We start from the raw sequence: 19,236 nt of genomic DNA, 5'->3' as shown, positions 1-19,236 counted from the left end.
TGAACGGATAGTTATTTCACCCTCTGTCACTCCCTGTCAACCCTATGGTTCAAACTGCCCCCGATCTCATCGTCCGCCCCGTTGAAACCGCCGCTGATCTAGACGCCTTCCTCGATCTACCGGCTAAGGTGTATGCCCAAGATCCCAACTGGGTGCCTCCCATCCGCAGCAGCATTGCCAAGCAGCTTGCGCCAGACTATATCTTTCGCACCTATGGAACGCTCCAGTCCTTTATTGCCACCCAAAACGGTAGCGTTGTGGGCCGGATTGTGGCGGCGGTGAACCAACGGTTAGTTGAACGGGAGGGCGAAGCGATTGGGCTCTTTGGCTACTTTGAATGTATGCCCGAGGAAGCGATCGCCCAAGCTCTATTTCGCGCGGCGGAAGACTGGCTACGGCAGCAGGGCATGACGCGGGTGCGGGGGCCCATTAACCTGTCCACCCACAATGACTGTCTCTTTTTGGTGGATGGCTTTGACACACCACCTCAGGTGATGATGCCCTACAATCCCGCCTACTATCCCGAGTTCATCGAGCGGGATGGCTGGGCAAAGGCTAAAGATGCCTATGCCTATGAGTTCTTCCCGGAACAATTAGCGGCAGGATTTGAGAAAGGCTATCGCGTGGCGCTCAAGTCGGGGGTCACCTTTCGTCCTATTCGCACCAAAGGTGAGGGCTTCAAGGAAGACTGTGTGGGGCTCTATCACCTGTTCAATAAAGCCTTTACCAACAATTGGAGTTCCACGCCACGCACCCTAGAGGAGTTTCTCGATGATGCCAAGGAACTTCAGTCCTTAGTGGATCCAGATGTGTTTCCCATTGCGGAATACGACGGTGAAATGGTGGGCTTTTTTATGGGATTTCCCGATTACAACATCCCTCTCAAGCATGTCAATGGACGGCTCAACTGGTTGGGAATCCTCAAATTCCTATGGTATCGTCGTCAGATTGACCAAGGGCGGGTGATTGCCATCTGTTCATTGCCCGAGTATCGACGTAAGATGGTGCCTCTGGGGCTGGGATACTTGGGTATGGCCGGCGGCTTCAAAAAAGGGAAGCCCTACAAAAAGGCTGAACTATCGTGGGTTTATGAAGACAACATGCCGTCTCGGAAGCTGATTGAGGCAACCGGTGGCCAGATCTATAAAACCTATCGAATCTATGAAAAGCACCTTGGCTAGGTCAAGGCGTTTAGGATGGTTGTGTTGTGAGGAGGGCGATCGCCCATGAAAGCACTAGTAACGGGCGCAAATGGCTTCACCGGATCCCATTTGGTGAAGGCCCTAGAGCAACGCGGCGATACGGTCGTCGGCTTTGTACGGGAAACCAGTCATTGCGATCGCCTCCAGGGCTGTGCGCTGCAGTTTGCCTATGGCGATATTGGCGATCGCGGGGCCCTAAAAACGGCGATGGCGGGCGTGGATGTGGTCTTCCATACGGCGGCCTATGTGGAACTGGGGGTCGTGGATGCGGACAAGATGGCTCGGGTGAATATTGATGGCACGCGGGCAGTAGCAGAAACGGCCAAGGCGCTAGGGGTCAAACTGGTCTATTGCAGCACCATTGGTGTCTACGGCGATACCCAAGGGCAGTTGATTGATGAAACCTTTAAGCGCACCCAAGAGGGCTTTTCCTCGGCCTACGATCGCACGAAGTATGAGGCCCAGCAAATTGTCGATCGGGCAGTAAAAGAGGGGCTCTACGCCGTGAGCGTCATGCCGTCGGGCATTTTTGGAGCCGATGATCCTCACTTTGGGCCGGTGATGGATGCGTTTCTTGCCGGCAAGCTGAAGGTCTGGGCGGGGGGCGATCGCATCACCGGAATTGTCCATGTTGATGACCTGGTGGCGGCGATGCTACTGGCGGCGGATCAAGCTCCCAACGGAGCCCACTACATCATTTCGGCGGGAGAATTATCGACTCGGGAGATGTTCAACTTCCTCAGTCAAGAAACGGGCATGGCACCACCGGTAGAAATGCCCAAGCTGGTGGTGCGGGCAGCAGGCTATCTGCTCGATCCCATCGGTCGGTTGCTCAACTGGCAGCCGCCTATCAGCCGAGAGCGGGTGCATTATATTTACGATCGCTGTGTGCGGGTCGATGCCACCAAGGCACGGCAGGAACTAGGTTGGCATCCCCGATCGGTGGAAGAGACACTAAGAGAGGCTTTGAAGCGGCAGCAGCCGGGTGAGGCGTGAGGAATCGCAGGGACGTCTACTGGGGGGCGATCGCTGCACCATCCATACCTCGATCATGGAGTTGATGGGAATGCTTGCCCACCCACAGGGATAACAAGAAACTTATAGATTCATGCCTAGATCCATGGGAAGCTGACCACAAGTGAAGGAGCGCTATATTATCGATCTAAGCCCCTGATTAGGATCATGATTAGTTTGCGTCCCTATGCTGTCAGACCGACTACAACGACTCCGGTTTCTCTTCCAAGCCCGTCTATCACGGCGTATTGTGCTGTGGGTGTTTGGCAGTATTGTCACCATTGAGGCCATCATCCTCATTCCCTCGGTCTACCGCCGCGAGCAAGAACTCTTACAATATCTCAAAACCATTTCCCTGGCAGAATCCTCTGGGGTGCTGCGACAGCAATCGCTCAACCTCGACGATTCCCAGCAGGTACTTGCCCAGATCAGCCGTATCCAGGAAAACCCGGTGGTGGTGGGTGGGGCTCTATATCGAGCGGACGGTACGTTAATGGGCGTGTTTGGAGAAGCACCCCAGTTGGACTATGACTCCATCAATGCTGATGGTCGCGGAGCCCGCCTAGAACGATCGCTCCACCGCTACGATGCCGTGTGGCCGATGGCGTTGTTCGACGGTCAGTATGCCCTGATGATTCGTCATGATACCACCACGGTGGAGCAGGAAATCTATGCCTTTATCTGGCGAATTGCTGGATTAGTGCTGATTATTTCGGTGTTTGTCACCGTTGCCACCATTATTGTTCTCGACGCCACCCTGATCTCTCCTATTCTGCGACTGCGACAAGATTTGCTGCGGGCTGGATCGGCCATTCGTGACGATCGCCCCCCGGCTAGCTTTGAATCAACGTCCTATAAGCATTTAGACGAACTGCGGGATGTCATATCGGCCTTCGAGGTGATGTTCCAGCAGGTGCTAGACGCGATCGCTGAACGCAAACAGGCGGAGGCCGCTCTACGAATTTCCGAAGAAAAATTTGAGAAAGCCTTTCGCTCCAGTCCCAACCCGGTACTGCTCAGCCGCATGGAAGACGGTCAGTTGCTTGAAGTAAATGATAGTTTTCTGCAATTTCTAGACATAGAGGCTGAGGCAGTGCTGGGGAAAACAACAGTAGATTTAGGGGTTTGGAGCGATGAGGGCGATCGCCGCCAGATGATCCAGTTGTTTGAGGCTAACCCAATTATTCGTAACCAAGAGTATCAGTTGCAAACGCGAGCAGGACAGTTGCGCACAGTTCTATATTCCGCAGAACGTATTGATATTCATGGGGTAGACTGCATTTTATCGGTGATGAATGACATCACAGAACGCAAGCAGACGGAAGAAGCGCTGCGAGACAGTGAGCGTCGTTTTCGAGCCTTGGTGGAGCAGGCTGCCGATGCGGTTTTCGTGGTCGATCGCAACGGGCAAATTGTGGATGCCAATCAGCAAGCTTGCCATAACCTCGGCTATACCCGAGAAGACCTGTTACACCGCTCAGTGTCAGATATTCAGGTGGCGCTTTCCTTATCGCAACTGCAGGCGCTTTGGAATAATTTGACCCCCAGCCATCCGGTTACGGTGCAAGGGGTACATCGTCGTCAAGATGGCAGTACCTTTCCTGTGGAAGTGCGTATTGGTTTATTTGAATTTGGCGATCGCCGCCTCATTGTTGCCCTAGCTAGAGATATTACCGAACGTCAGCAGGCCGAGGCCGCCCGCGCCCGTCTAGCAGAAATTGGCGAACTGACGGCAATGATTGTCCATGAGGTACGTAATCCTCTCACCACCGTTTGGATGGGCTTGAATGCTTTAGCTAAGGATGAACTCTCGGAGCGATCGCACCTGCGATTACAGTTGGCGCTAGAAGAATCCGATCGGTTGCAGCGCTTGCTCAATGAAATCTTACTCTATGCCAAAGAACAGCAGCTTGATCGCCAACCCATAGAGCTCAACCAGTTCCTGACCGAAGTACTAGACTCTATGCGTAGCTTACCTATTGTTTGCGATCGCGTTCTTATCTTTCAGCCGGCAGCACAACCCATTTGGATTGAGGGCGATCGCGATAAGCTCAAACAAGTGGTGATTAATCTGGTTAACAATGCCTGCGAAGCCGTGGAGGATCAAGCCGCCGTCACCTGTGTGCTCACCTCTCCTGATCCACAGCCACACATCTGGCTGCAAGTCCATAATGGCGGCCCACCCATTCCACCAGAGGTGCTGGATAAGCTCACCCAGCCCTTTTTTACCACTAAATCCTCAGGTAATGGCCTAGGTCTAGCCGTCACCAAGCGGATCATTGAAGCGCATCATGCTTCTCTCACCATTGAATCCACGGCCCAGTCCGGCACCACGGTCACTGTAGCGCTGCCCATTGCCCCGGCACCGGTGTAAACCATTTGTCTGAATCCATACCTCCTGGAGCCCAGCTAAGAACAGAGTAAACTTAGGCATTGGCAGCACTGCCCATCCAGTTCCAATAATTGGGAGCCATGCCCTGATGCTGGCGGGCTGTTTTCTGATTATGGTGGCGGATGTGAGCGGCCTGCTGAAAGAGAGTGGTGTATTGGTCATGCCCCTCAGCAAAAACAACATCAATGGTGAGGGGATCGTCCAGATCCTCAGGATCGCAGGGACCTTGCAACACCTTGGCAGGGCGATCGCCACTTTCTGAAGCAGGCTGCACCTGGACAGCTCGGCGATTTTTAACCTCACCTTGACTGCTGTCTACGTAGGTGACGATGTTGCCCCGATGAAACGCTTGGCCAATGTTTTGAATCAAGTGTAAGAAATTGCGATCGCTCCCCCCTCGGCTGATGATCCGACGACCATCCTGCTGTCGCACCTGACTGTTCACGGTATCGCCTACACCAATGATTACCGGCATCTGCAGCGGATCAAAGGCTTGTTTGACTAAGGCAACCAAGTCATCGAGCTGGTGAGGAGACTGACGGGCATTAAAGCTTTCCCCAAGCGGATAGGTGCCGGTTCGTTGGTAATAATAATAGTTCAAAATAGCCAGAACCCCCGCCTCTTTCAAGGCACCCCGCAGCATAAACTGAAAGTCGGTTGTCCCAGAATCATCATCTGTCGCCGGACGCATGATTTCTATCCCCTGCTCATCCCGTCCTAAATTGGGAGCATAGTGGACAAAGAAAGAGTCGCCTAGCCCCTGCTGCTGCGCCTGTTCGAGCAGCTGAGTCATCAGCACCTGCATCTCCGATTGCAGCTTGGCATACACCTGAGGGCGATCGCGCAGGGCTTCATAAAACCGGTTCAGGTTCGCGGTAGGCGAAGCAATATTGTTCAACACTGCCGCTTCAATGCAGGTCTGGAGCAGCTCCGGCTCTAATTCATCGGGATGATGCTTGAAAAACTGATGCAGGCGATCGCCAATCTGCTGAGGGACAGCGTGAAGGAAATCAAGTTCGCGATCGCTGACGCCGGGATGAACCACCTGGCCAAACTGATCCTGCCATTGTACTCCGCCAGCGGCTAGCCCAGGCAAGTAGCGCCCTTGACGTTTAAGATAAGAATCATAGCCAAAGGCTTGCTCTACAATTCGATTGACGCCCCTAGCTCCAATATGCTCACCATTGGTCAGAACATAAAAATGAGGACTGAACAGGGCAGCAGCTTCAACATACTCTCGACGAATGACACGCCGTAAGGGATCTTGCACCAACCCCATACAGACACCATCCAAATCCTGAATAATCAGAATATTATCGACATTCACCAAAACCTGCGCTAGTTTGTCAACATTTAAAGATAAGGATGGTTCATTGAGCAAAATGTGGGGAGATTGGGTCATAGCTTAATGAGCGTATGGTCAACGACTCTACGCTAAACAGCTTACACCAAGGACGATTTATCCTAGCAAGAAGATAGCATCTACTACCTCGGAGGACAGACTGCTAGGTGCTAAGTTGGTATTCACACCTGTCTACCAGTTCTAGGCTACCGCCTGCTGCATCCAGAAGACACCAGCCTAGGATCTTTTCACGGGTCGGATCTCAGCACCACAGAACTGGAGGGATAGCTAATTCAAGGCATCCTTTAACGCTGTGCGGGCGGCCAGATGATTGCGAGTGGAGTTGAGGATTTCCACTTCTCGCTCTAGGCGGGCCATGGTGTTTTGGAGTTCCAACAGGGCCTGCTGCTCAGGTGCTACGCCGTACAGATTGCTGGCGATCCAATAGGAGAGTTCTAAAGGACTGGTGGGAATATCATCCGGCAAATCCACTGTCTGCCCCATCAGCTTGGCAGATAGCTTGACCACATCCCGCAGCATTTGATCCACTTGAATGGCTAAACCACTGAGATCCTGGCTAGAGGGTTCGTCATCAATCCACTCCACCAGGCCAACGTAGTAGGGCTTCTCTCGCACATAATCAAGAATGCGAAAACGCTGTTGCCCAAGGGTTCTCACCATCATGCGATCGTCAGGTAGGCGCTCACATTGCAAAATTTCGGCACAGCATCCAACCTTAGCGACCTTGCCATCGGCAGGATCAACCATCAGGACGCCAAACCGTCGGTCGTCTTGCAAGATGGTGTTCATCATAATCCGATAGCGAAATTCAAAAATGTGAAGCGGGAGCGGTCTGCCTGGAAATAGTACCACCTCAGACAGAGGAAATAATGGAAGTTCACGAACTGCAACCGATGATGAAAATGCCATTGCTCTAACTTAAAGACCGCTTCAATGTGCGTTGGTCATAACCCGACCTAACTCAAAAAGGGACGAGTTACCTCAGTCCCTTTCAGTCTAACGTAAGGCTTATGGCTTTTGATGGGAGTGCTAAAAACCTTTTCAGGAAATCTAGACTCTTGATTTAGAGCTTGACTTCAATATCAACACCTGCAGGTAGATCAAGCTTCATCAAGGCATCAATGGTCTTAGACGACGGTTGGTAAATATCAATGATGCGCCGATGGGTGCGGGTTTCGAAGTGCTCTCGCGAGTCTTTGTCAACGTGGGGCGATCGCAAAACACAGTAAATTCTCCGCTTAGTGGGGAGGGGAATTGGGCCAATGGCAGTAGCATTGGTGCGGTTGGCCGTGTCTACAATTCGTTCGCAGGACATATCAAGCAAACGGCGATCGAAGGCTTTGAGGCGGATGCGAATCTTTTGTTGCTGAATAGTAGCCATAGTAATGCTGTTAAAAGGGACGCCAAACTTTGAATGATTGTGCGCTAACAACCTTGGTCAGGACACCCCAACCCTTGGAAGCTAGCTGCTGTATTGTCAAGGTTCTGACTGAATGAAGCAGAAACCGTGATCATTATGGGCAATCGAGCATAAGCTACCAGTCGCTCAAGGGCTCCTGGTAGCTTACTCAATTACATCCTCAGGGCTACTTAAGGATCTTGGCAACGACGCCAGCACCCACCGTACGTCCACCTTCACGAATGGCGAAGCGCATCCCTTGCTCAATAGCGATCGGGCTGATCAATTCAACATTCATTTTGATGCGATCGCCCGGCATCACCATTTCAGCTTCGCTACCGTCATCTGCGGTGAAGGAGCTGATTTGCCCCGTCACGTCAGTGGTACGCACAAAGAACTGAGGCTTATAGCCAGGGAAGAAAGGCGTGTGACGACCACCTTCTTCCTTCTTGAGGATATACACCTCAGCTTCAAACTGAGTGTGAGGGGTGATGGAACCCGGCTTAGCCAGCACCATACCGCGCTCGATGTCTACCTTTTGAATCCCCCGGAGAAGGACACCGGCGTTATCACCCGCCATCCCTTCTTCTAGGCTCTTCTTGAACATTTCGATCCCGGTGACGGTGGTGCTGCGGGTGTCGCGGAGACCAATGATTTCGATGGTGTCACCCACCTTAACCTTCCCACGCTCGATCCGACCGGTAGCAACCGTTCCCCGACCAGTGATGGAGAACACATCTTCCACCGCCATCAGGAAGGGCTTGTCAATATCACGCTCAGGCGTGGGGATGTAAGCATCCACTTCGTCCATGAGAGCGTAGATCTTGTCAATCCAAGGATCGTCGCCTTTCTTCACCGTCGGGTTAGCGATCGCTGCATCTAGAGCCTTCAGCGCCGACCCAGAAACGATAGGAATATCGTCACCGGGGAAATCATAGGAGCTGAGCAGTTCACGAACCTCAAGCTCAACGAGTTCGAGTAGCTCTTCATCATCGACTTGGTCTTGCTTGTTCAAGAACACGACGATGTTAGGTACACCCACCTGCTTGGCTAGCAGGATATGCTCACGGGTTTGAGGCATTGGGCCGTCTGCCGCCGATACCACCAGAATGGCACCATCCATTTGAGCAGCCCCGGTGATCATGTTCTTCACATAGTCAGCGTGTCCTGGGCAGTCCACGTGAGCATAGTGACGATCTTCGGTTTCATATTCCACGTGAGCGGTGTTGATGGTGATCCCCCGAGCTTTTTCCTCAGGAGCTGCATCGATTTCGTCATACTTGCGAGCTTTCGCCTGACCTAGGGATGCCAAGGTCATGGTGATAGCAGCCGTCAACGTGGTCTTACCATGGTCAACGTGACCAATCGTACCGATGTTAACGTGGGGTTTTTTCCGTTCGAACTTTTCGCGTGCCATGAGTCTTCTATTCCTCTTTCTCTGAAGTTATGCGTTCCCTTTGTTCTTCGCGATGATGACCTCAGCAATACTCTGAGGTACATCCTCGTAGCGGCTAAATTCCATGGAGAATATGCCTCGACCCTGGGTATTGGATCGGATATCTGTAGCATATCCAAACATACGTTCCAACGGAACCTTAGCCGTGACCTTGGCTAGCCCATCTCCTGCGCTTTGCCCTTCAATATGTCCACGACGTGAAATGAGGTCGCCAATGACGGTACCCAAAAAGTCGTCTGGAACTTCTACCTCAACCTTCATCATAGGTTCTAAAACCACAGGAGATGCTTTCATAACGGCTTCTTTAATCGCCATCGATCCAGCAATTTTGAAGGCCATCTCAGATGAATCTACGTCGTGGTAAGACCCATCCAACAGCGTAACCTTCACATCAATGACTGGATATCCAGCCACAATCCCAGATTCGCAAGCTTCCTTGATGCCTTGCTCTGCCGCAGGAATATATTCCCTTGGAATGGAACCACCGACAATCTTAGAAACAAACTCGAACCCAGATCCTGTTTCACCAGGCTCAACGGCGATCACCACATGACCATACTGCCCCTTGCCGCCACTCTGACGAATGAACTTGCCCTCGGCTTGGGTTGCCTTACGAATAGTCTCGCGGTAGGCAACCTGCGGAGCTCCAACATGAGCCTCGACCTTAAACTCGCGCAGCATCCGATCCACCAGGATTTCCAGATGCAGCTCGCCCATGCCTGCAATCACCGTTTGGTTAGTCTCTGGGTTAGTCGCAACTCGAAAGGTTGGATCTTCCTCAGACAGAGACTGTAGGGCTTTGGATAGTTTCTCCATGTCCTGTTTGGTTTTCGGCTCCACAGCAACCGAAATGACCGGTTCAGGAACATAGAGTGATTCCAAAACAATGGGTGAGGCTTCGTCGCAGATGGTATCTCCAGTAAACGTATCCTTGAGACCCAGTGCTGCCCCTAGATCCCCGGCACGCAGCTCATCCACCTCAATGCGATCGTCTGCTTTAAGAACAATCAAGCGAGAGATGCGCTCTTTCTTACCCTTAGCAGAATTATAAACATAACTCCCCTTGGATAAAACGCCTGAGTAGACCCGTAGGAATGTTAGGCGTCCATAGGGATCCGCCATGATCTTGAAGGCAAGAGCAGATAGGGGAGCGTCATCATCGGCAATCCTTTCGGTGGTGGAACCGTCAGGCAGCAAGCCCTGAATAGGGGGAACCTCTAGAGGCGATGGTAGATAATCCACCACAGCATCCAAGAGCAGTTGTACGCCCTTATTCTTGAAAGCAGAGCCACACATGACGGGAACCAGAGTGCCGGCGATCGTTCCTCGACGCAAGGCCAGCTTGATCTCATCTAGGGTAAGATCCTCACCGTCTAAGTATTTTTCGGTGAGATGGTCGTCTGTTTCGGCAACAGACTCGATCAACTTGCCTCGATACTCATCGACTAACTCTTGGACTTCATCGGGAATCTCAGTTTCCTGAATATCCGTGCCTAAATCATTGGCGTAAATATAGGCTTTCATAGTTACGAGGTCAACAATGCCTCGAAACTGGCCTTCACTCCCGATCGGTAGCTGAATCGGCACCGCATTCGCCCGAAGTCGCTCCGTAATTTGCTGGTAGACCTTATAGAAGTTCGCACCGGTTCGATCCATCTTGTTGACGAAGGCGATGCGCGGCACAGAATAGCGGTCGGCTTGTCGCCAAACGGTTTCTGACTGAGGCTGAACTCCACCTACCGAGCAAAAGACGGCAATCACACCATCTAAGACACGCATGGAGCGCTCAACTTCAATGGTGAAATCAACGTGCCCTGGCGTATCAATAATGTTGATCTGGTGATCTTTCCAGTGGGTGGTGATAGCTGCTGCCGTGATGGTGATGCCACGCTCCCGCTCTTGCTCCATCCAGTCCGTGACGGCAGTGCCCTCATGAACTTCCCCAATTTTATGGACAACGCCAGAGTAGAACAAAATTCTCTCTGTAGTCGTTGTTTTACCAGCATCAATGTGTGCGGCAATTCCCATATTTCGTATTTTTTCTAGCGGGAACGAGCGTGCCACAGCTACCTCCTTAAGTTCTCTGCCCGGTTTTGTTGGTTGAGTAAACGGTTCAGCCTCTCAATTCTATACTTTTGTAACTATACAAAGTGTAGGCTCATCCCACAACGTTACGTCGTAACGCTCTTAGTAACGATAGTGGGCAAACGCTTTGTTCGCTTCGGCCATACGATGTGTTTCTTCCCGCTTGCGAATGGCATTGCCGGTTTCGTTAGCAGCATCCATGAGTTCGTTGGCTAGCTTGCCTGCCATGGTGCGCCCGGGGCGTTGGCGAGAAAACTGAGATAGCCAGCGAAGGGCCAGAGCTGTTCCCCGATCCGAACGAACTTCCATGGGAACTTGGTAGGTGGCTCCACCAACCCGGCGTGCCTTCACTTCAACCAAAGGAGTTGCGTTACGAACAGCCGTTTCGAAGGTTTCGAGGGGGTCGTTGCCGGTGCGCTCTTGAATGAGCTGGAAGGCATCATAGATAATGCGGTAGGCCAGAGATTTCTTTCCGCTGGACATGATGCGCCGAGCCATCATGGTGACAAGACGGCTGTTGTGAACCGGATCAGCCGGAATGGGGCGCTTCTGAATGACAGTGCGACGAGACATTGTGAATTCAACCTATATAGAGTGAAGGCAATGAAACTAAAACAGAGATGAGGGCGTGAATGGTTAACCAAGAATGAATTAGGGGCAGGCAACCCAATTAGGGCGATCGCCATTGTAAACTGCTGCCATTCATTTCTCTAAATCTTTGCGATGTCTACGAGGGTCATGAAGAACGCTTAGATATCAACCGGAGCACCATCAAGGTCTGCCGTGGACATTTCTATGCTCTGATCCTGCAGCAGGGATCAGACCCATGAAAAGCCAGATATAAGTGTAAGTCACGGAACCATCAACCACCTTTCACCCATATGTTTGTGCGGGAGGTTGAAGGATAGCTATCTACTTTTGCTTAGGACGCTTGGTTCCATATTTCGAGCGCCCCTGTAGCCGATCCTTAACGCCAGCTGCATCTAGGGTGCCGCGAATGATGTGATAGCGAACACCAGGCAGATCCTTAACCCGACCCCCCCGAATCATGACCACGGAGTGTTCTTGTAGGTTGTGCCCAATCCCAGGGATGTAAGCAGTTACTTCAAAGCCCGATGTTAGGCGAACCCTCGCAACTTTACGCAGAGCTGAGTTAGGCTTCTTAGGAGTCGTTGTATAAACGCGCGTACAAACGCCTCGACGCTGAGGGCAGCTCTTGAGGGCAGGTGACTTCGTCTTCTTTATAGCCTTTTGGCGTTCGCTGCGAATGAGTTGCTGAATAGTCGGCATGAGTGATTGGAAGCAGTCCTATTAGGGTTGGTAATTGCGATTCAACAAATCCTAATCTTACTGAAATTAGTCAGCTCATGTCAAATCTTTTTTCTGGCTGAGGGAACAAGCGATCGCTTATGGCGTACCTGGGTGGCTAGGCTGCGGCGGCTAGCGGCGTGATGAGAGTGCAGACAAGCCTTGTGCATCGATACCAGGATAGTTGGTGGGCAATGGGGTATGAGTGCAACCTGTTAGCGCGACCGGGATACATTTGGAAGAATAACGAGATAGGCTAACCAGACAGTCAAAGCGGTTACTTCTATCATGATAGCGGGTATGACCGTGAAGAGTAGATGAGGAAGGACTACATAGCCCAACGCCTAACTCGTATAAGTTAGCTCTCTATGAGTTCATCGGGGTGAGGGGTTTTGCCCCTCGACGTATCAATCCTCACATCGGGGCAAGAGCTGATGCTTCAGTGGGGGTTTGACTTCATCAACTCAGGGAGAATCCTTGTCAATCAGCCTCAACCGATGGGTGGATGAAGGGTGAGAGTGTATGTTTTAAGGTTAAAAGAGAAGCGATCTGCCAATATCTTGATCTCTCAAGAAAATACAGGTCAGGAAAATACAGAAACATGAGGCATAGTTTTTGTCTCGTCTATAAATTGAACTGTCTATGATTTGATGTTCATTTAGGAGATGCTACCGATGGCAGCATTAAAACCTCTTCAAGGTGTTGATTTGATTTCCTGTGCTCAAGCCAATGCAAGACTTGGCTTGAAGGTGGCAGCCCAGCAATGTGGCTATGGGGAAAATACCGATCAATTTGGTCGTGTGCTCCAAGATACCTGTCGAGATATGGGAATCGATATTAGTCAACTGAGTGATTTATTAACCGATCGGCAGAGCTAATCAGTCAAGGGAGCGATCGCTTTAGACCAAAGGCTTTAGACGATAGGATGATGTATTGGGTCAGCCGATGCTATAACTCCTGAAAGTCTTTGGTCGGTCGTTTCCATTTGATATATCAAGTTGTGCTCCAAGCTACAATGCCTTCTCGCAAATCCTCCATAGGAATGAGATGAAGCAATTGATAATACAGCAAAAGATAGATTACAAACCCATAGGATTTGAAGTTAGATCAGAGTAGGTTCATTCGTGAAGTAACTCATTGAGGCTCTGCCTAGGCAACAAGTTCTATAGGGAATCTATAGGAATTAGCCTAGTTTTTGGTAGTGAACTCAGGAAGCGATCGCTTTTCTAGAAACGAGTTATGAGCCGATAAACCAACCAATAATGACATTGAAAAAGGAGTCAATCCTATGACTACGCTAAGCCAAAAAGAAGCCTACCAAGAGAAGGTACAAGCTGAGTTTGATAAGCTTAGCGCTCGAATTGATGAGCTTCGAGCCAAAGCCGATCAAGCCAAAGCTGACGCCAAGATTGAATACAACAATCAGTTGGAAGAGCTGCAGGTGAAGCAGCAGGCCATGCAGGCTAAACTGACTGAGTTTCAAGAGTCTAGTGCGTCCGCTGTTGAGGAAGTTCAGTCCGGTCTTGAAACCGTTTGGAAGGACTTAACAGTAACGTTTGACAAGGCTGTAACTGCATTTAACTCTGAGAAATAATGAGCTGCCATTGTCTGTTAAGACACATTTGGGAGCTAGGTCTTAGGTACTAGATGCCGTGATGGATTGAATACCTGAGACCTCAAGCCTGACTCCTTTCCAAGAGACCGTCTTGCATGACGTTGCCATTCTAATCATGGTGGTTGTGAGACGAGGCGGCCATCTTGGCCACCATCTAAAAACTAGTTGACGTCGAGCTATTCAGCTAAAGCTCGGGTCATGGGCGGAGCATTCCATCGCGATCGCATATCTTAGGCGATCCGTAGATGAATAGTTTCGCCTTTTTGCATTCATTGACCATTCGTGCTGGATGTCGTTGGTTGGGTTGATGCGACGCCTATCCTTGCCAACCAACTATCATCAGCCAGCCCCCAATCTTACGATGAGGTCATGCACTATGGTGAACTATTCTCCAGGGGCGATCGCCCTCCACAATCGCCAATCGATGAAGCTCTTGTCGTCATTACTGTACAAGAATCAGCAAAAGCGATCGCTCATTCTAGCCTGCTGTAACGATGTTCGCTGGCATGGAGCTATTATTCGCAAATTACGCGCCCATTGTGCTCTGCCGCTGCAGGCACTTAAGCTACCTACCTCAACGCGATCGCTCTATGGAGAGCTTCATTCTCAAGGGATGACCTATCCGACTAACGGCGCATTGATGGTCTTGGGATTAGATGCGATCGCTGCCCTCAACCGTGTCTTGCTAGCCTTCGAGCTAGAGTACCAGACCTATCCAGATACGCCCCCTGTACCTTTAGTGTTATGGGTGACCGATCGGGTCATGGGCAAGATATCGCAGTTTGCACCATTGTTAGACGAGCAGGCTAGCGATCCCGTTCGATTTTGGGCGATCGCTTCTGCTGAACCTCCTGCCGCGATCGCCCCATCATCGCCGCCCCTAGAGTCCTGTTGTGCAGGAGAAATGTGAGGGGAATTTTGAATCAGCCGTGGAGTGCGGAAGAAATTTCTCTATCATGGGGGAAGTACCTTTGATTCGTGCTGAGGCTCTGTGACACGCACCCCTATTCATCCCAACCCAGACAACCGCCCAACCATGCCGCCCCTATCCCAGCGGCCTGATCCCTTGGGTCGGTTTGGCCAGTTCGGTGGTAAGTATGTTCCCGAAACCTTGATGCCCGCACTCAGCGAGCTAGAACAGGCATTTTACCAATACCGCGACGATGCATCGTTTCAATCGGAACTGCAGGGATTATTGCGGGACTATGTCGGACGAGCCACCCCCCTCTACTTTGCAGAGCGGCTCACCCAGCACTACCAGCGCCCTGACGGATCAGGCCCTCAGATTTATCTAAAGCGCGAAGACCTCAACCACACAGGTGCGCACAAAATCAACAATGCCTTGGGGCAAGTGCTGTTGGCCAAACGGATGGGCAAACAGCGGATTATTGCAGAAACGGGAGCGGGTCAGCATGGCGTAGCAACAGCAACGGTTTGTGCTCGGTTTGGGCTAGACTGCGTCATCTATATGGGCGTTCATGACATGGAACGTCAAGCTCTGAATGTGTTTCGGATGCGCTTGATGGGAGCAGAAGTGCGCCCGGTGGAAGCAGGCACCGGTACCCTCAAAGATGCCACATCAGAAGCCATTCGCGACTGGGTGACCAACGTTGAAACCACCCACTACATTCTAGGATCCGTCGCTGGCCCCCACCCCTACCCCATGATGGTGCGAGACTTCCATGCGGTGATTGGAGAAGAAACTCGTGCCCAGTGTTTAGAAAAGTGGAACGGCTTACCGGATATTCTCCTAGCCTGCGTGGGTGGTGGCTCTAATGCTATGGGACTTTTCCACGAGTTTGTGGAAGAGCCCTCGGTTCGCCTGATTGGAGTGGAAGCCGCCGGTGAAGGGGTCGAAACCGATAAACATGCAGCCACGCTCACCCAAGGGCGTATTGGCGTGTTGCATGGAGCTATGAGCTATCTGCTGCAAGATGAGGATGGGCAAGTTGTGGAGGCCCATTCCATTAGTGCCGGACTAGACTATCCCGGTGTTGGCCCAGAACATAGCTATCTAAAACAGTTAGGACGGGCAGAGTATTACAGCGTCACCGATCAGCAGGCCCTAGATGCCCTACAACTGCTCTCGCAACAGGAGGGGATCATCCCAGCCTTGGAAACTGCCCACGCGATCGCTTACCTAGAAACCCTCTGCCTGCAAGTGGCAGGTAGTCCTCGCATTGTGATCAATTGTTCAGGGCGAGGTGACAAGGATGTACAAACCGTGGCCAAGAAGCTGAAGTTTGATTGAAACCATGGCTAGTGCCAGCTGACCTGCACCAACTCACTGACCTGCATGAACCCGCTTAAGCGGGTTTTTCTTTGCTGGGCGAAGTTTAGACCGACAGCACAGAGAGATTGGTCAGGTAGCCAGAGTAATCGGCCAGGCTCGTTCCCAAACCATGATAAGTTCAGTATTTCCTCGGTTTAACGTTGGATCTGGGAAGACTGTTGATTACTATTACGTGCAACCGATCGCCGTGCTATTCGATTGATATACTCGTCTTGTGATGTACCTAAGACGCCCCAGCCATCTAGTCTGGGCTTGGTCAATATTGATACTCGACACACTAAGTTTGGACGATGCTGAATGTCTCATGTCTGATGAGCACTGCATTAGTTGTTCAAACAGCTTCTTAATCTAAACTAACGTTCAATCACGTTGTTGATAAACCCATCAATTGCGCAAGAGCAAGAAGGAGTTACGACCGAACTAAAGTTGATTGTTTGAGGACGTTAAGATATGAAATATTCTCTAGGTTTAACCGTCGGGTTAAGTTTGTTCCTGCTTTCTGCCTGTAATGGTGCTTCGCAGCAACCTGATAGCGGTAGTGCAGCCAGAACCGTCACCATCTTAGGGGTGGTGGTGGGTGAACAGCAGGACAAGTTAGAGCAAGCCTTGGCACCCTTTGAAGAGCAGACGGGGATCACGGTGGTTTATGAAGGGACGGATGCTTTCGCAACCCTTCTGCCCGTGCGGGTCGAAGCTGGCAACGCTCCAGATATTGCCATGTTTCCTCAGCCAGGTCTGATGGCAGCTTTTGCCGATGCTGGTCAGCTTATTCCCGTCACCGACTTTATGGATGATGCCACCCTGCAAGCCGCTTACCCACAAACCTGGCTAGATCTAGGCACCTTTGACGACACTCTGTACGGCATGTGGTATCGGGTGTCTGTGAAGAGTTTAGTGTGGTATGTGCCAGACGCTTTTGAAGCCAATAGTTATGATATTCCTACAACGTGGGACGAGCTGATGGCTCTCAGCGACCAGATTGTAGCTGATGGAGGCACGCCTTGGTGCTTGGGGTTGGAAAGCGGCGATGCTACCGGCTGGCCGGGCACCGACTGGATTGAAGATATTATGCTGCGTACGGCAGGGACAGAGGCCTATGACCAGTGGGTGAGCCATGAGATTCCCTTTACCGATCCTCAGGTGAAGACTGCCTTTGAAACCTTTGGTCAGGTGGTCTTAAATCCAGATTATGTTGTGGGTGGCAGCACAGGGGCGATTAGTACTCCCTTTGGCACATCCCCCAATGGGTTGTTTAGCGATCCACCCCGCTGCTATCTCCACCGCCAGGCTAACTTCATTGCTAGTTTCTTTCCGGATGACATCACTCTGGGTGAAGATGTCGATGTGTTTTTACTCCCCAGCATCAACCCTGATCTTGGAGTACCCGTTCTCGTCGCCGGTGATGTCTTTGGTATGTTCAACGACACCCCCGAAGCGCGGGCACTCATGGAGTATCTAGCTACCCCCGAACCCCATGAAATTTGGGCTGAGGCAGGGGGCTTTCTATCGCCCCATCAACAGGTCAGTCTAGATGCATACCCTGATCCAGTCAGCCGAAAGCAAGCTGAGTTTTTGACCACGGCAGATAGTATTCGCTTTGATGGCTCTGACCTAATGCCCAGTGCGGTAGGCACCGGGTCATTTTGGTCGGGGGTTGTAGATTATGTCGCTGGCACCCCTGTTGATCAAGTTCTAGAGAACATTGAGGCAAGTTGGCCCAATTGATAGGTGGCTCAGGATGCTCCTAGGCAGGATTATGCCCAGTCTCTGACCCAACCCGGAAGACAAAGCTTTGAACAAAATAAGTCTGTCCCTTGATCGTAGGGCATTGACATGCAAAGGCTGATGTGGGGATTAGGCATAGGGCGATCGCACCTTGCACAACCTGCTGACGGTCTTTGCATGTCCCGATCATCGTTTGAGAGTTTGCTATGAACACCCTGGATCGATCGCCAACATGACCGATAACCTGCTGCGTATTCTTAATGCCATTCTGGCCGTGATCCTCGGCTCTGGTGGGGTGATTGCCATTGTCTATGGGTTGAATGTACTCGTAGAAAGGCTGCCCAAGGTTTGGAAGCACCAACTTTTGCCGTGGGTTTATGTTGGGCCAGCGGGGCTATTGCTAGGAGCCTATCTCGTGTTGCCTACTGTTCGAACGGTATACATTAGCTTCTTTGATAGCCGATCCGAAACGTTTGTGGGGCTGGAGAATTATCTCTTTGCCTTTGCAAGTCGAGAGATGCTGCTCGTCTTTCGTAATAATTTACTTTGGCTAGTGTTGGTGACGGGGATCAGCGTTAGTTTAGGGCTTGTGATTGCGGTGTTGGTGGATCGGGTTAACTATGAAACCCTCGCCAAATCACTGATCTTTTTGCCGATGGCAATTTCCTTTGTAGGGGCTAGTGTAATCTGGCGATTTGTCTATGCCTTCAATCCTGCAGGCAGTAACCAGATTGGCTTATTAAATGGCGTGGTGACGGCACTGGGGGGAGATCCTATCGGCTGGCTTGTGGATCGCTCGATTAATAACGTTGCCCTGATTGTCATCATGATCTGGCTTTACACAGGATTTTGCATGGTGCTGCTTTCATCCGCTATCAAGGGAATTCCCCGGGATATGATCGAAGCGGCTCGGATTGATGGAGCCAGCGAAATGCAGATTTTTTGGCGGATCATGATTCCCACCATCATGCCGACAATCACGGTAGTTACAACCACCATGATTGTGTTCGTACTCAAGGTCTTTGACATTGTATTTGTGATGACGGGTGGCAACTTGGGGACAGACGTGATTGCCAGTCGCATGATTAAGGAAATGTTTAACTATCGCCATTTTGGACGAGGCAGTGCGATCGCCACGGTTCTTTTGATCGCTGTCATCCCAATCATGGTGGTCAATATTCGCCGTTTTCGCCAGCAGGAGCGTCATTAATGGTCCGCAGCATCGTTCGCATCCGACGGCACCGCCCTGCTAATCGACTCAACAAAGTTCTATCCCAAGCGCCAGTACATGGGGCAGTTATTTTCATTGCGCTTCTTTGGAGTTTGCCCACGATTGGTTTACTGATTAGTTCCTTTCGTCAACCCGATGATCTCCTTGAAACCG

At 51.2% G+C, this 19,236-nt stretch carries 16 protein-coding genes; 9 read left to right on the top strand and 7 right to left on the bottom strand.

The features are described 5' to 3' along the window. Positions 1–44: 44 nt before the first annotated feature. The 3 genes from V6D20_24175 to V6D20_24165 all read left to right on the top strand — a co-directional run bounded on the left by V6D20_24175 (position 45) and on the right by V6D20_24165 (position 4,590). Positions 45–1,181, top strand: coding sequence for a hypothetical protein (locus V6D20_24175; protein HEY9818878.1), 1,137 nt, complete (start codon positions 45–47; stop codon positions 1,179–1,181). A gap of 45 nt (positions 1,182–1,226) precedes the next feature. Further along, entirely contained in the window at positions 1,227–2,198 is a 972-nt protein-coding gene (locus V6D20_24170; protein HEY9818877.1) for an NAD-dependent epimerase/dehydratase family protein, read from the top strand. 205 nt (positions 2,199–2,403) lie between these two features. Continuing rightward, on the top strand, positions 2,404–4,590 hold the full coding sequence (locus V6D20_24165) for a PAS domain S-box protein (GenBank protein ID HEY9818876.1): 2,187 nt from the start codon (positions 2,404–2,406) through the stop codon (positions 4,588–4,590). A 52-nt stretch (positions 4,591–4,642) separates the two neighbouring features. Here the strand turns inward: V6D20_24165 and stpA are convergent, their stop codons facing one another. The 7 genes from stpA to rpsL all read right to left on the bottom strand — a co-directional run bounded on the left by stpA (position 4,643) and on the right by rpsL (position 12,201). Then, on the bottom strand, positions 4,643–6,010 hold the full coding sequence (stpA, locus tag V6D20_24160) for a glucosylglycerol 3-phosphatase (GenBank protein HEY9818875.1): 1,368 nt from the start codon (positions 6,008–6,010) through the stop codon (positions 4,643–4,645). Positions 6,011–6,238: 228 nt separating this feature from the next. Next, the gene (locus V6D20_24155; GenBank protein ID HEY9818874.1) at positions 6,239–6,880 is read right to left on the bottom strand and encodes an LON peptidase substrate-binding domain-containing protein; all 642 of its coding nucleotides are present in this window, start codon (positions 6,878–6,880) and stop codon (positions 6,239–6,241) included. A gap of 154 nt (positions 6,881–7,034) precedes the next feature. Further along, complete coding sequence (gene rpsJ / locus V6D20_24150; GenBank protein HEY9818873.1) at positions 7,035–7,343, bottom strand: 30S ribosomal protein S10; 309 nt, start codon at positions 7,341–7,343, stop codon at positions 7,035–7,037. 214 nt (positions 7,344–7,557) lie between these two features. Continuing rightward, positions 7,558–8,787, bottom strand: a complete 1,230-nt coding sequence (tuf, locus tag V6D20_24145; protein HEY9818872.1) for an elongation factor Tu — start codon at positions 8,785–8,787, stop codon at positions 7,558–7,560. Between the two features lie 27 nt (positions 8,788–8,814). Continuing rightward, positions 8,815–10,890 carry an elongation factor G gene (fusA, locus tag V6D20_24140; protein ID HEY9818871.1) on the bottom strand — a complete coding sequence of 692 codons (2,076 nt, stop codon included), beginning with the start codon at positions 10,888–10,890 and terminating at the stop codon, positions 8,815–8,817. 123 nt (positions 10,891–11,013) lie between these two features. Then, positions 11,014–11,484, bottom strand: coding sequence for a 30S ribosomal protein S7 (gene rpsG / locus V6D20_24135; GenBank protein HEY9818870.1), 471 nt, complete (start codon positions 11,482–11,484; stop codon positions 11,014–11,016). Between the two features lie 339 nt (positions 11,485–11,823). Then, on the bottom strand, positions 11,824–12,201 hold the full coding sequence (rpsL, locus tag V6D20_24130; GenBank protein ID HEY9818869.1) for a 30S ribosomal protein S12: 378 nt from the start codon (positions 12,199–12,201) through the stop codon (positions 11,824–11,826). Between the two features lie 692 nt (positions 12,202–12,893). Here rpsL and V6D20_24125 point away from each other — a divergent pair. The 6 genes from V6D20_24125 to V6D20_24100 all read left to right on the top strand — a co-directional run bounded on the left by V6D20_24125 (position 12,894) and on the right by V6D20_24100 (position 19,062). Beyond that, positions 12,894–13,097 (top strand): hypothetical protein, encoded by a 204-nt coding sequence (locus V6D20_24125; GenBank protein HEY9818868.1) that lies wholly within the window; start codon positions 12,894–12,896, stop codon positions 13,095–13,097. A gap of 410 nt (positions 13,098–13,507) precedes the next feature. Beyond that, positions 13,508–13,813: a hypothetical protein gene (locus V6D20_24120; protein HEY9818867.1), complete on the top strand. Its 306-nt coding sequence runs from the start codon at positions 13,508–13,510 to the stop codon at positions 13,811–13,813. 397 nt (positions 13,814–14,210) lie between these two features. Then, a complete protein-coding gene (locus V6D20_24115) occupies positions 14,211–14,744 on the top strand; it encodes a hypothetical protein (protein ID HEY9818866.1) in 534 nt (177 codons plus the stop codon). 81 nt (positions 14,745–14,825) lie between these two features. Further along, entirely contained in the window at positions 14,826–16,085 is a 1,260-nt protein-coding gene (trpB, locus tag V6D20_24110) for a tryptophan synthase subunit beta (GenBank protein ID HEY9818865.1), read from the top strand. Positions 16,086–16,577: 492 nt separating this feature from the next. Next, the gene (locus tag V6D20_24105) at positions 16,578–17,852 is read left to right on the top strand and encodes an ABC transporter substrate-binding protein (protein HEY9818864.1); all 1,275 of its coding nucleotides are present in this window, start codon (positions 16,578–16,580) and stop codon (positions 17,850–17,852) included. Between the two features lie 232 nt (positions 17,853–18,084). After that, entirely contained in the window at positions 18,085–19,062 is a 978-nt protein-coding gene (locus V6D20_24100) for a sugar ABC transporter permease (protein ID HEY9818863.1), read from the top strand. The last annotated feature ends 174 nt before the right edge of the window (positions 19,063–19,236 follow it).

Source organism: Candidatus Obscuribacterales bacterium (assembly GCA_036703605.1).
GTDB lineage: Bacteria > Cyanobacteriota > Cyanobacteriia > RECH01 > RECH01 > RECH01.
Note: the sequence above shows the minus strand (reverse complement) of the source record. Positions and strands in the feature narration are given on the sequence as shown.

Excerpts from the sequence above, each read along its gene's own strand:
- V6D20_24175 (HEY9818878.1), top strand. The coding sequence starts at position 45 with ATGGTTCAAACTGCCCCCGATCTCATCGTCCGCCCCGTTGAAACCGCC.
- V6D20_24170 (HEY9818877.1), top strand. The coding sequence starts at position 1,227 with ATGAAAGCACTAGTAACGGGCGCAAATGGCTTCACCGGATCCCATTTG.
- V6D20_24165 (HEY9818876.1), top strand. The coding sequence starts at position 2,404 with ATGCTGTCAGACCGACTACAACGACTCCGGTTTCTCTTCCAAGCCCGT.
- stpA (HEY9818875.1), bottom strand. The coding sequence starts at position 6,010 with ATGACCCAATCTCCCCACATTTTGCTCAATGAACCATCCTTATCTTTA.
- V6D20_24155 (HEY9818874.1), bottom strand. The coding sequence starts at position 6,880 with ATGGCATTTTCATCATCGGTTGCAGTTCGTGAACTTCCATTATTTCCT.
- tuf (HEY9818872.1), bottom strand. The coding sequence starts at position 8,787 with ATGGCACGCGAAAAGTTCGAACGGAAAAAACCCCACGTTAACATCGGT.
- rpsG (HEY9818870.1), bottom strand. The coding sequence starts at position 11,484 with ATGTCTCGTCGCACTGTCATTCAGAAGCGCCCCATTCCGGCTGATCCG.
- rpsL (HEY9818869.1), bottom strand. The coding sequence starts at position 12,201 with ATGCCGACTATTCAGCAACTCATTCGCAGCGAACGCCAAAAGGCTATA.
- V6D20_24125 (HEY9818868.1), top strand. The coding sequence starts at position 12,894 with ATGGCAGCATTAAAACCTCTTCAAGGTGTTGATTTGATTTCCTGTGCT.
- V6D20_24120 (HEY9818867.1), top strand. The coding sequence starts at position 13,508 with ATGACTACGCTAAGCCAAAAAGAAGCCTACCAAGAGAAGGTACAAGCT.
- V6D20_24115 (HEY9818866.1), top strand. The coding sequence starts at position 14,211 with ATGGTGAACTATTCTCCAGGGGCGATCGCCCTCCACAATCGCCAATCG.
- V6D20_24105 (HEY9818864.1), top strand. The coding sequence starts at position 16,578 with ATGAAATATTCTCTAGGTTTAACCGTCGGGTTAAGTTTGTTCCTGCTT.
- V6D20_24100 (HEY9818863.1), top strand. The coding sequence starts at position 18,085 with ATGACCGATAACCTGCTGCGTATTCTTAATGCCATTCTGGCCGTGATC.